Genomic DNA, 12,252 nt, shown 5'->3' with positions numbered 1-12,252 from the left:
TTAGGACAATGAAATTTAAATTAAATATAATAGGTTTATTGGCTATGGGGTTATTAACAACTCCAGTAGTTTTTACTTCTTGTTCAGAAGATGCAATGGACAGTGTTAACGAAAATGTAAATAAACCACAAGATGTTCAAGCTAAGTTTATTTTAACTGACGTTATTACACGTACAGCATTTTCAAATGTTGGAGGTGATTTTAATACGTACTTATCAAGTTACGTTGAGCATGAGGTTGGAACACACAATCAACTATGGAATGCTGAGCACCGTTTAGGTGAGCCTCAAACTTCATCTACATTTAATAATCCATGGGGTTCAGTGTATACATCTCTTAGAGATGCTCGTTTAGTAATCGAAAAATGTTCTGAAGGTGGACTGCAGTCAGGAAACTATGCCACATTAGGTATGGGGCAAGTAATGGCTGCCTACAATTTAGCATTATTAACGGATTTATTTGGTGACGCACCTTTTTCTGAAGGATTTAAGCCATTGGAAATTCGTAATCCAAAGTTAGATAAACAAGAGGAGTTGTACAAACAGGTAAATGCTTATTTGGATGCCGCAATCGTAAATTTGCCTAAGGGCGATACACATGGATCAGGTTCTGCAGGAGGGCAAGATTTATTATTTAATGGTAATGCTAGCAAGTGGTTAAAATTTGCACACGGTTTAAAAGCACGTTATGCAATGCGCTTGTTAAAAGTGACTGCGGATAAAACGGCAGCTTTAAATGCTATTATTGCTCACGTAGATAAATCTTTTGCTAATGCAAGCGAAGAAGCAAAGTTTACGCAGTACAATAGTTCCAATTTAAACCCATTATTTGACTTTCAATGGTCAAGAGATGGTTTAGCGGCAAGTAAAAGCATCGCTGATAAAATGATTGAGCGCAAAGATCCACGTTTAAATCGTGATTTTATAACAGCAGGATGGAAGCAAGTTGATAAATTAAGTCCTGAAAGTGCCGCTTATAAGTTATTGGCACCAAATGGTGAAAACGATCAAGTGCAATATGTTTATTTAACCTCTGCATTTGTTTTTTCACAAACGGCTCCAACACAATTGTTGAGTTATCATGAATTACAGTTTCTGAAAGCAGAAGCGATGCAACGTTTAGGTCAAGGTGCAACTGCAATTGAGCCTGTCTTAAAAAATGCAGTTACTGCCGCAATTAAAAATTCAGAAATTTCTGTTAATGCTGCATTTACAGCTCCTACAGTTTTGGCAAATGGTACATTAGTTGAAACTACTGCAAAACTATCAGATGCAGATATTGACAGCTACTTTGAGAATAATGTAAAACCATTGTTGGTAGCGAACCCGTTAAAAGAAATTGCTAATCAAAAATATTTAGGATTTTTTGGAGCATCTGGTGAGTCTACTGAAATGTATAATGATATCCGTCGTTGGAAAGCAAATGGTGAGAATTTGATCGAGTTGAAAAACCCGGGCAAATTCCCATTGCGTTTACCATATGGTAGTGACGACACAACAACTAATCCTTATGTTCAAGCAGCTTTTGGTAATGGACAATATGTCTATACTGAAAATGTATGGTGGGCTGGTGGAACTAGATAGTATCACAAGTTAAGGTTTATTATATAGACGGCAATCTCGAAAGAGATTGCCGTTTTTATTTGTTGAATGTGAATATGGATTAATAGAATCTTAAGCTTATAAATAAACTAATAATAAGATTTTATTTCAAAAATATTTAACTTCACAATTATTTCGTATTCAGAAATGTTGCTGTTTAAAATCATATTATGAGATATATCAACAAATTAAAAAATCTTCTATTCATCGTGGTCATTTTTTTTGTTGGACAAGTTGTTCTTGCTCAACAAAAAGCACAATTGAAAGTACTGCAAATTAATATTTGGCAGGAAGGGACAATGGTTCCAGATGGCTTTCCTGCAATTGCAGATGAGATTATTGCTAAGAAAGCAGATGTAGTGTTGTTTAGTGAGGTAAGGAATTACAATAACACCGATTTTGTAAAAAGAATCCTGGCCGAATTAAAAAATAAAGATGCGCTTTATTATGGTATATCCAGTGAACCATCTTTAGATGTTGCCTTTATTTCAAAGTTCCCCATTAAGGATCAAAGACCCTTATATACTGAAGCCAATAAGATGGGTAATGTGTTGAAAAGTAAGATTCAAGTAGCAGGTAGAGATTTTACATTTTATGCTGTTCATTTGGATTATACTAACTATGCTTGTTATATGCCTAGAGGGTATGATGGTGTTACCTGGAAAAAGCTTGATCAGCCGATTGTAGATGTAGCAAGCATAATAGAAGCGAATAGAAAAGGAAAGCGGGACGAAGCGATACGTGATATCATTCTAGATGCAGATAAAGAAAGTAATAGTGAGACGATTGTAGTTGCCGGTGACTTCAATGAACCGTCCCATTTAGATTGGACTAGTGAAACAAAAGATTTGTTTGATCATAGAGGTGCTATAGTTCCATGGGATTGCTCTGTGCTATTGACCAAATCTGACTTTGTGGATAGTTTTAGAGAAAAATATCCCAATCCTGTTAGCCATCCCGGTTTTACTTATCCAGCCTATAACAAAGATGTCGACATTGATAAATTAGCTTGGGCGCCACAGGCGGATGACAGGGATCGAATTGATTATGTTTATTATAGGACAAATAAGCCTTTAAAAGTTTCTGAAGTCAAAATTGTTGGTCCTTCTGCAACAGTCAAGTATGGTAAAAAACAGGATCAAGATAGTCAAGATCAGTTTTTGTTGCCAGTAGGTATGTGGCCTACTGATCATAAGGCTTTATTTGTAAAGTTTGAATTTTAAAATATTTGGATAGGTTCTATGGTAGACCTTAATAATTTTTAACATCTATATTTAGAGATAATCTTACACAGTGCTGGTGTTACTCGAACAGAGAAATTTCCCAAAGTGATATAACTCTCTTGATCACATTTAGTTTTGTAAGAGCTTCAATAGCGCGTATCTTACTTTTGTACGCTGTCTTTTTACATTGTAAACTCTGTACCAATTCTATTATTTCTTTCATTTATTGACTTTCGACTTACTTATATGTATCTTTAGGCTATGAATACATTAACCCATTTACCACAAAAGAAGCAGGAACAATTAGCCGAAATTGTAGATATTATTTGCAATATTGCTGATCCAGCTATGGTTATTTTGTTTGGTAGCCATACTTCGGACAAGTGGGTTGAGGATGAATATGAGGAACGGGGAGCCACCTATTCTTATATAAGTGATTATGATATCTTGGTTGTACTTCCTGAAGGTGATAGAGAAAAGGAAAACGAAATCGCTAGTAAAATTGAGAATAAGACTTTAAAATATAAAAATGATGTGAGTCCTATAGTTCATAGTTTCAACTATGTAAATAAAGGGACTCGAAATGGGACAGTACTTCTTTCGTGATATCATCAAGGAAGGGATTGTTTTGTTTGATACAGGGGAATTTATTTTTTCTGAATCTAAGTCTTTGAGCAAAGAGCAGGAAAAAGAAATTGCTGTTGGTAACTTTAATAAATGGATTAAAAGCGGTTCCCGTTTTTTGAAGGGGACAAAGTTGTTGTACAACAACTTTATAAAAGGAGATTTGCCACTAAATGAAGTTGTTTTTAATTTAAATCAAGCAACTGAGAAATTTTATGGCGGACTTCTCTTGGTATATACTGGTTACAAACCTAAGACGCACAAACTTAAAGTTTATCGGAAATATTCGAAGAATATTGACGAAAATCTTAATTAGGTATTTAAATATCCATTAGATGATGGTGAAGAGTATAGGTTATTCGATATTCTTAATAGAGCTTATTTGGATGCTCGTTATCAAGATGATTATTTTATTGCTTCTACCGACTTAGAGAAGCTAATTGACAAGATTAAATTGTTGAATCAATTACCATAGATCTTTGTCAAAAGAAAATAGATTCGTTTTAATTTTTTAATCAAAAAAGACTAAATCTTCAATTCCAACCTCTAGGGCGTTTGCTATTAAATAGATAGTATATACTGATGCTGTGACGCGACCGTTTTCAATTCTGCTTACTGATTGAAAATCTTTAAAACCAATTAATGCAGCCAAGTCAGCTTGTTTTAAGTTTTTATTTTCTCTTAACTGCTGAATTTTAGCCCCAAGTTGCTTTCTGAATTTTATTTGTTTCTCGTCCATTTATCTAAAAACCGATTTTATTAGATATTTTAACTAAACATATTTGTTTAATTGATTCATAGTTTTTATATTTGTTTTATCATTCACTTGGGTTGGCGTGAGAAACCAAAAACCATACAGAATGAAACATATAAACTTAAATAAATTCATTACACATATAGAGAGGTCCTCCCTTAATTTAGGGTCGCGTAGTTTCTCACGCTCAACCATTGAGCAAGGGAGGTACCTTTTATTATTTTTAGATATTTCTGAGATTTTCAAATTGAAAAAACTTAGATCTATTGAACCACCTCCCGTATAGCTATATTTTTTCTCTTTCAAACTGGAATTCGTTATTTAATTTTAGATAAGCAGTCTAATCTACCTATTAAGTTGTGGAAAAATATTGCAATTTTCTGCTTCTTTGGTATTCACTTCTTTTTGAATTAATTAAAATATGGAGTTAATTAAACTATTTGGAGTAACCAAAAAAAATCCCCCTTAATCTTTATGCGATTACAAGACATTATGATGTCTTCAAATCGATGAAAGCGTACTGTAGACCAGTATATTACCTTTATGATAACCATTTAACGCTTTTCGATTTCATCATTTATTTATAGCCTAGGCGCAATCTTACAAGCTCCTGATTAGTTTCATTTGGAAGCTGTTTTGGATATCTATTGCGCTTTAGGTAAATGTCAAAATTATAAACCTTAAATACTTAGCGAAGCGATCTCTTTCGTGCCATTAAGTATGATTTAACTTATGAAAAAAATGAATAATTTTTATAAGGGTGGGAGAGTACATGCCTATTTTAAGGGTATTATCCAGTCCATTCATAGTATAAGAATCAAGTGCAATATGCACGAGATATTACCTAAATATTACGTTACTAAAAAAGCACTTGAAAATAGTATTGCACATACAAGTAATGTTGATTTTATCAGTCAATATGCCTTCGGTGAAGGCTCGAAAAATCTCAGGGAGGACTCTCGTTGTCGACCAGATGTCGAAGAAAAAATATCAATAAGATTAAATTCTGATTTTTTCCTGACCAACTTAACACCAACTTCTAAGTTTCTGCGACTGGGCTTCGGGTCGGCATCGGGATTTCATCGGCTACAGTGCATGAAAAGTCGAAGGATAGTCGAGCAAAACCCGAGTGGATGTAGAAAAAAGGGTAGAGAAAAAGAAAAGAAAGTAAGTAGGAGCTTTCTAGATATGGCAAACAGCAAATCGAAGCTTTTTCTAGGGGGTACCCGCTGTATGCCTACTTTTAACAAGCTTCGGATTTTGTTTTACCTCCGGACGTCGTTGCACCGTATTTGCACCGTCCCTGCACCAGGAAAAGGACGGTGCAACTACGGTGCAAGTGTGGTGCAGTTACGGGGAAACTTACTACAAGGGTAAAAGAAGGTTAAAAGAAAGTTCGAATAAGGTTCGAACAGGTGGCTTTGCTTTTTTTATGTTTTTCTTTAAAAATGTACTAGCTAAAATCGTTCTGAAAGTACGGTCAGTGTACGGGTTATTCACTAACGTCCTACTGAAATGGTACCAAAAAGGTACTGGGAATGTACTGGAGAGCTACCAAACAGGTACTAACGGCAGTAGCTTGACTGCGGCATTGAAGGCGACAGCTGGCGAAGCACCGTACTCCAATGGGCGAAGCGTATATCAAGCGTCCGTAATGCGTTGCATATGCATAGATAAAGCATGGATAGTGCGTAAAACGGTATCCGTTTACACACTAATAACGCACTATCAACGCTTTATGTATGCTTCATCCATACTTGATCTATACGCTAAAGGTGCTTTATTTCAAACAAGCGTTTTTAAGCATCTGAAATTCTTAAGCTGGGTTAAGATGTGGTTTTGTTTTAATAAACTGGAAAATCGCTTAAAACTACCGTTAAATAACATGTTAAGTAGTGTTCACGATACTGTCAGTGAGTGGGTTGTTTATGAGTTTCGAAAATTGATGGTATTTCTTTCAACGCATTGAAGAATATAAGGACTTATTCTTTACTAGTCCTTATGTTTTATATGTTTAGTTTATCAGCTCAGACGCCCCGCAAGGCTATGGGGCAGTGTGCGATTAAAACTATTAATTATGAAAAGTAGCCAATTGATCATGTATCCCAAGGGTACGGAAGTAAACGTGCATTATCCAGATTTTATTTGGTTATGTATTGCTTCTTTTGCCTTTGGCGGTGTATGCTGGTATCTGGGTTACCTTGGAGCTGCTGCTGCCTGGCTTGAAAACACCTCGGTCGTTGTCAGCTATCTGTTTTATGTATTGATCGTATTCATAGCTATCTTTTATATCCGGGCATTGATCATCGTACTTGAGAGAAAGCAGAACTGGTTACTGAATCCACAAAAACGTTTTGCTACCCAACTTTTCACTTGCTGTTTAATGCCTACACTATTTTTATTTGGGGTGATTAGACCCGTGGCTATACCGAAAGATGAGTGGCTCTGGCTTCCGCTATTGGTGATTTTTGGCGGTGTCCTGTTCTTGAATATGTTGTATACAACCTGTTTTTTTGTTGCTCTCGATCATAAAAGGAGGTGCTCTATTCTTGAATTAGAGCGGATGGTACTGCATCGGGATCTAAAGATTTCAATTCTAAATGAACAGTTACAAAGCATGTCATCGATTGAAAATGAGGCCGAAGAAATTACTGTGGCAGAGGGGGCTGAAAAGGAAACGGATCTAACGGAAGAAATAGATCTTATTCGGGTAAAATCAATCGATCCAGAGCAGGAGGAATTTTTACTCAACAACAGATTTCTCACTCAAAAAATTATGTATTCCGAATTAGGTCTATTTGCATTTGAAAACAATAATAATACGCCGATCGTACAGCTTTACCTAAAGACGGATATGGGTGAGCGTATTGCCTGTGAGCAACGGAGCTTAAATGAAGTGGTGCGTGATACAAATGGATTTGTACAGAAGATAGGCCGCTATCATGCAGTAGCTGCCGATATGATACACGCTTGCAATCTCTTGAAAGGGGGAAGGCTTCGGATTGTACTGAAGGTTCCTTTCGAAGGGAAGGTCGATTTTGAGGTATCAGCAAAAATAGCTAGACGTATCAAGGGCTGGGTCATGCTTCAGGTGCCTATTGAAAAGGAATAATTTACTGAAATATAAACGTTTTAAAATAACGGATTATGGAAACATTATAGGGGAGAAGATGGAAATGCCGTGCAACTGGAAAAGTTGGATTTCCATCAATGATCGAAGCAGAGGGGGCAATGCTCCAATTTAAATTCAAATTACGGATCACAAACAAGACAGACGGTAAGCGTATCAAACATCGGATGGGAAAATATGCTTGCAAGAGAGCTTATTATTGTAAACTATGCAAGGGATATCACATCACCAAATGGGAAACAGCTCATTTTAATAATTATAAAACTAAAGTTGAATCTTGGGAGATAAAAGATATTCATGGAAGTTGGAATTATTTAATTGAATAGTCTTGTTAGTGTAATATAGTAGTATTTATAATGTACTCAATTTTAAAACAATAATGGTCAATAGGAGAGATCGACTCTTATATCATCGAAATGTTCGTCGACCACATATCGGATTTCCTGCAGTAGAGTTTCGGAGATTCCCATTTCTTTGAGAGCGTAAATGGTGGGTGGAAGTGTATGGTTTATTTTGTTGTGTAGAAGATTGATATGATATCTTTAGACTGTTCTTGAATATCAATGTGTTTACGGTATATCTGGCCTGGCGTTGCTAAGATAAAAGGATTTGGATATTACACATAATAGTTATCCTGTAGCTGTAGAACGTTCTTCTTGATTCAAATGTAGAGTACCGTAATACCGGATGATCTATATAGTTTTAATATTAATCGGATCGTAAATGGTTTATTTTTGTGTGTGTTATTATTATTTAAACTTAAAGCTACATACATATTTTAGAAAAGGACTATTTGATTTTGTAAAATTCTTGTTGCAGTGATTTTTTTTTAGAATTAAAAAATTAGTTCTTTTGAGATAGACTATTCTAAGATGTGACCTAATATTGATTATTTTTCCGAAAGATTTCTGCTGCGTTGATTTACAGAAATATCGTTATTAGCTTTAGTGACTAGTTAAAACAAATATTACTTATATAATACTAGTATATGCATGCGTATTCTTAATATAAGTTGTTGTTCATTTTCGAGACAATTAATAACAATCGTACTTTTTGTAACATTAACTGTCAGGTAAAGTTTTTTTGTTACATTCTGTTTTAAAATTAATCACTTATAAATCAGATGTTTGACATATTATTGCATATTTTATATGCTAGCATATCATTTTATCTATTGCAGATTTAAAAAATGATTTATATTTGTTTTAACATTTTTTTAACAAAAAATACTAACTGATTCTTAGAAATAAGAAAACTAATAAAATAAATTACTGCTATTTACTATAAATTGTAATAAATGTGGGAGAGTTTCGTTTAGAACGACTTATCTTGTTGAGGATGGTTCTCAAAGAATTTAAATTCTTCGATGATTTTGCAATTCAGTGAGGTTTTGTATTAGCATGCTTTAAAAAGCTTTCCGAAATTATTGTTATTTTAACATATTAATAGTGTTTTATTGAATCTGAATTTTAGTAAAATGCTTTTTAAAATATCGGTCAATATTAATAGACCAAAGAAACATTTATAGAGCTTTAATTTAGTTTTTATAAGAATACGTTAAACACAAATTAGACATTAGATTGCGTTTTTTCGTCTTGATGAAGATAGAAATTCTGATTGTGTATGAATTTTGAAGATGGAGAATACTGTGAAGAGATTCGGTTTTTAAAATTTTATGAAAAGAAATTTACTTAACCAAAGCTTTTAAGGGCTTTAAAATACTTAAATAAACATAAACATATGAAACAAACATTACTCAGTTTTTTTGTGGGTAGTATGATTCTGACTTCTGTTGCATTTGCGCAGGATAAAAAGGTTAGTGGTCGTGTAACAGGTGCTGATGGGAAACCATTAGTAGGTGTAACGATTGCTGTTCAGGGATCTAACGTTGCTACCCAAACAGATGCGAATGGAAATTATTCGTTTTCTGTACCTACAGGAAAGGTTATCGTTTTTCGTTCAGTAGGTTATTCAGATAAAACATTGATCGTTAAAGAAGGTCAATCGGCTTTTAATGTTACATTAGATAATGCAGATAACTCCTTACAAGAAGTTGTCGTTACAGCTTTGGGTATCCAGCGTTCTGCTAAAAGTTTAACTTATGCGACGAGTCAAGTGAAACCTGATGAATTAGTTCAAAATTCTGAACCGGATTTATTAAAAAATCTTCAAGGAAAAGTAGCGGGTGTTGATATTAGAACTTCTCAAGGTACTCCAGGAGCTGCTACTCGTTTTCAAATGCGTGGAAATAATTCATTTTCTGGAAACACTCAACCATTAATTATTGTTGATGGGGTGCCCTATGAAAATGAAATGACCGAGACAAGTAGTATGACATCAGGAGGCGGGGCGTATTCATCCGGAATTGCAAACCTTGATCCAAATGACATAGCATCAATGAACATTTTAAAAGGTTCTGCCGCATCGGCTTTGTACGGCTCTAGAGCTTCAAGCGGTGTCGTTATTATTACTACAAAATCAGGAAGTGCAAAATTAGATAGACCAACGGCAATAACTTTAAAAAGCTCTGTTTCAATGGAGAAGTTGGCTAATCTGCCTGATTATCAGAATCTTTATGGAGCAGGTTCACAATTTAATTATTCTAACTCTAATGGTTCTTGGGGTCCAGGTTTTGCAAACTTAGATAGTATACCAACTTGGCCTGCGTATTTAGATGCTTATCCTGATTTATTTGGAAGTAAAGTGCCATATAGAGCCTACCCTAATAATGTTAAAGATTTGTTTCAAACAGGAATAGTTTGGGAAAATTCTGTCAATATTGCAGGGGGATCTGAAAAGACTGGTTTTAACCTTACACTTTCCCAAATGGATCATAAGGGTTATGTTCCCAATTCTTTTTTTAAGAGATATAATATTGGAGCAGGGGGAATCTTAAAGCTCTCGGACAAATTTAGTGCAAGAGGAAATGTTTCTTTAAGTAATTCTAACCAAAGAGGTGGATTTTTTGGAGAAAATCAAGTCGATGGTGCCGCTTCAGCATTTGCGCGATCATTATTTTTGGCAAGGAACTGGGATATGAGTCTCCCATCTGCGACTAAAACTGGAGATAACTTAAATTGGCTTGGGGGTTCTCAATTTGATCATCCGACATGGTCTAATTATAACAATATTGCTAATACCTCTGAAAATAGAGTTTTGGCTTCATTTGGATTAAACTATGATATCAACGATTGGTGGAAATTGGATTATAGCTTAGGTGCTAATTTAAGTTTTATGAATCGAAATGAAATCTATGAAATTAGCTCAAGAGCATATGAGGGACTAGGAGGACTTGTTGTAGATTCAAGAAACCATAGAGAATTAGAATCTACTTTTCGAACAATTTTTACTCCAAAAATAAACGACGATTTTTCTTTTACTGGTTTTGTTGGTTTTAACTATAATCAAAGAATTACGGATCGAAATACCGATGAAGGAAAACGTTTTATCACAAAAGGTATTCATTCTTTAACAAATACAGCACAGCAAGCATTTATTACTGATAATCTAATTAAAAGAAGGATCATGGGTATTTTTGCTGAAGGTACGTTCGGATTTCGAGATTATTGGTTCTTGACTTTAACGGGACGAAATGATTTTTCTTCGACACTTCCAAAAGATTCTAGGTCATACTTCTATCCCGCAATTTCATCCGCATTTATATTGACAGATGCATTGAAAGTGAAAAGCGATATTTTAAGCTATGCTAAATTAAGAGCCGCATATGGTAAAGTTGGTAAAGATACAGATCCATATAACTTAGTTAATACTTATATAATTGATAAAAATTTCTTGGGTTTACCAAGTGGTTATATTAATCAAACATCTTTTGATCCAAATTTAAAACCTGAGTTTACAAAAGAGGTGGAATTTGGTACTGAAATCGGATTGTTTTCTAATAAAATTCATTTAGATTTTACGTGGTATAATAGAATTTCTACAAATTTATTATCTCCTATATCGGTACCTACTTCTTCAGGATATGACGAATATTTTACAAATTTTGGTAAAATAAGTAATAAAGGAATTGAAGTTGCATTAGAAGTTAAACCTCTAAGTTCTTATAGTCCAGTTAAATGGAGTGTTTCATTTGCGTTCACTAAAAATAAGAATATGGTAGAGGAACTAATTGAAGGAACTGATAGAATGCCTCAAAGAGGTATCTTAAGTGGCTCTATTTCTACCTATTTAGAACCGGGCCAGCCATATGGTTATTTGAGAGGAACAAAGGTGCTAAGAGATGATGCAGGTAATTTATTGATTAATCCTTTAACGGGAGGTATGATTCTCGATCAAAGTAATGAATATAACGTTGGAAATCCGAATCCTGATTTTAAGCTTGGAATTAATAATGTGATTAGTTATAAAGGATTTACTTTCGCCGCATTATTTGATTGGACTAAGGGAGGAGATATGTACTCCGTTACAAATTCTTCTTTGTTAGGACGTGGTGCTTCAAAGCTGACAGAAAATAGAGAATACAATGCAATACTTCCGGGAGTTTATGGAGATCCCAATACAGGTAAACCTATATTAGACGATGGTGGGAATAAAATATGGAATCAGACAAAATTAACTGTAAATGATTTGTATTTCTCTCCTAATGCTACGGTAGGACAAACATTTGCTATTAACACGGCTACAGAATGGAATATCTATGATGCGACTGTTTATCGATTAAGAGAAATGTCTATTGGATATGAAGTTCCTTCGAATGTATTTACAGGGAAATTCATCAAGGGTATAAATATTAGTCTAACAGGAAGAAATTTATGGCATTTTGCACCAGGATTCCCTAAGTATAGTAATTTTGATCCAGAAGTTAATAGCTTTGGTTCTAGTGCTGTTCAAGGTATTGATTTATCCGCTGCGCCAACGACTAGACGTTATGGATTTAACTTAATTGCTAGATTTTAATTG

General features: G+C 34.5%; 10 protein-coding genes. 9 read left to right on the top strand and 1 reads right to left on the bottom strand.

Annotated features, from left to right (window positions below; genetic code table 11):
- The first annotated feature begins 8 nt into the window (after positions 1-8).
- The 4 genes from EDF66_RS19730 to EDF66_RS19715 all read left to right on the top strand — a co-directional run bounded on the left by EDF66_RS19730 (position 9) and on the right by EDF66_RS19715 (position 3,764).
- Positions 9-1,583, top strand: a complete 1,575-nt coding sequence (locus tag EDF66_RS19730; RefSeq protein WP_132844541.1) for a SusD/RagB family nutrient-binding outer membrane lipoprotein — start codon at positions 9-11, stop codon at positions 1,581-1,583.
- A gap of 188 nt (positions 1,584-1,771) precedes the next feature.
- On the top strand, positions 1,772-2,824 hold the full coding sequence (locus EDF66_RS19725) for an endonuclease/exonuclease/phosphatase family protein (protein ID WP_132844540.1): 1,053 nt from the start codon (positions 1,772-1,774) through the stop codon (positions 2,822-2,824).
- A gap of 261 nt (positions 2,825-3,085) precedes the next feature.
- Entirely contained in the window at positions 3,086-3,430 is a 345-nt protein-coding gene (locus tag EDF66_RS19720; RefSeq protein WP_132844538.1) for a nucleotidyltransferase domain-containing protein, read from the top strand.
- The gene (locus EDF66_RS19715) at positions 3,408-3,764 is read left to right on the top strand and encodes a hypothetical protein (RefSeq protein ID WP_132844537.1); all 357 of its coding nucleotides are present in this window, start codon (positions 3,408-3,410) and stop codon (positions 3,762-3,764) included. Before EDF66_RS19720 ends, EDF66_RS19715 begins: the two co-directional genes overlap by 23 nt.
- Before the next feature lie 195 nt (positions 3,765-3,959).
- Here EDF66_RS19715 and EDF66_RS19710 read toward each other — a convergent pair whose 3' ends face one another.
- Positions 3,960-4,187 (bottom strand): helix-turn-helix domain-containing protein, encoded by a 228-nt coding sequence (locus tag EDF66_RS19710; RefSeq protein ID WP_132844535.1) that lies wholly within the window; start codon positions 4,185-4,187, stop codon positions 3,960-3,962.
- Positions 4,188-5,030: 843 nt separating this feature from the next.
- Between EDF66_RS19710 and EDF66_RS19705 the strand changes: the two genes are divergently transcribed.
- The 5 genes from EDF66_RS19705 to EDF66_RS19685 all read left to right on the top strand — a co-directional run bounded on the left by EDF66_RS19705 (position 5,031) and on the right by EDF66_RS19685 (position 12,249).
- On the top strand, positions 5,031-5,579 hold the full coding sequence (locus EDF66_RS19705; protein WP_132844533.1) for a hypothetical protein: 549 nt from the start codon (positions 5,031-5,033) through the stop codon (positions 5,577-5,579).
- Positions 5,580-5,685: 106 nt separating this feature from the next.
- A complete protein-coding gene (locus EDF66_RS19700) occupies positions 5,686-6,171 on the top strand; it encodes a hypothetical protein (RefSeq protein WP_132844532.1) in 486 nt (161 codons plus the stop codon).
- Between the two features lie 108 nt (positions 6,172-6,279).
- Positions 6,280-7,314: a hypothetical protein gene (locus EDF66_RS19695; protein ID WP_132844530.1), complete on the top strand. Its 1,035-nt coding sequence runs from the start codon at positions 6,280-6,282 to the stop codon at positions 7,312-7,314.
- A 98-nt stretch (positions 7,315-7,412) separates the two neighbouring features.
- Positions 7,413-7,658 carry a hypothetical protein gene (locus tag EDF66_RS19690; protein WP_132844529.1) on the top strand — a complete coding sequence of 82 codons (246 nt, stop codon included), beginning with the start codon at positions 7,413-7,415 and terminating at the stop codon, positions 7,656-7,658.
- Positions 7,659-9,072: 1,414 nt separating this feature from the next.
- Positions 9,073-12,249 (top strand): SusC/RagA family TonB-linked outer membrane protein, encoded by a 3,177-nt coding sequence (locus tag EDF66_RS19685; protein ID WP_132844527.1) that lies wholly within the window; start codon positions 9,073-9,075, stop codon positions 12,247-12,249.
- Positions 12,250-12,252: the final 3 nt, after the last annotated feature.

The sequence above is a fragment of the Sphingobacterium sp. JUb20 genome (genome assembly GCF_004342035.1).
GTDB lineage: Bacteria > Bacteroidota > Bacteroidia > Sphingobacteriales > Sphingobacteriaceae > Sphingobacterium > Sphingobacterium anhuiense.
The sequence above is the reverse complement of the archived record's forward strand: the minus strand, read 5'-3'. Positions and strand labels throughout refer to the sequence as shown.

What these genes read in the sequence shown, in the direction of transcription:
- EDF66_RS19730 (WP_132844541.1), top strand. Translation starts at nt 9, where the DNA reads ATGAAATTTAAATTAAATATAATAGGTTTATTGGCTATGGGGTTATTA.
- EDF66_RS19725 (WP_132844540.1), top strand. Translation starts at nt 1,772, where the DNA reads ATGAGATATATCAACAAATTAAAAAATCTTCTATTCATCGTGGTCATT.
- EDF66_RS19720 (WP_132844538.1), top strand. Translation starts at nt 3,086, where the DNA reads ATGAATACATTAACCCATTTACCACAAAAGAAGCAGGAACAATTAGCC.
- EDF66_RS19715 (WP_132844537.1), top strand. Translation starts at nt 3,408, where the DNA reads ATGGGACAGTACTTCTTTCGTGATATCATCAAGGAAGGGATTGTTTTG.
- EDF66_RS19710 (WP_132844535.1), bottom strand. Translation starts at nt 4,187, where the DNA reads ATGGACGAGAAACAAATAAAATTCAGAAAGCAACTTGGGGCTAAAATT.
- EDF66_RS19705 (WP_132844533.1), top strand. Translation starts at nt 5,031, where the DNA reads ATGCACGAGATATTACCTAAATATTACGTTACTAAAAAAGCACTTGAA.
- EDF66_RS19695 (WP_132844530.1), top strand. Translation starts at nt 6,280, where the DNA reads ATGAAAAGTAGCCAATTGATCATGTATCCCAAGGGTACGGAAGTAAAC.
- EDF66_RS19690 (WP_132844529.1), top strand. Translation starts at nt 7,413, where the DNA reads ATGATCGAAGCAGAGGGGGCAATGCTCCAATTTAAATTCAAATTACGG.
- EDF66_RS19685 (WP_132844527.1), top strand. Translation starts at nt 9,073, where the DNA reads ATGAAACAAACATTACTCAGTTTTTTTGTGGGTAGTATGATTCTGACT.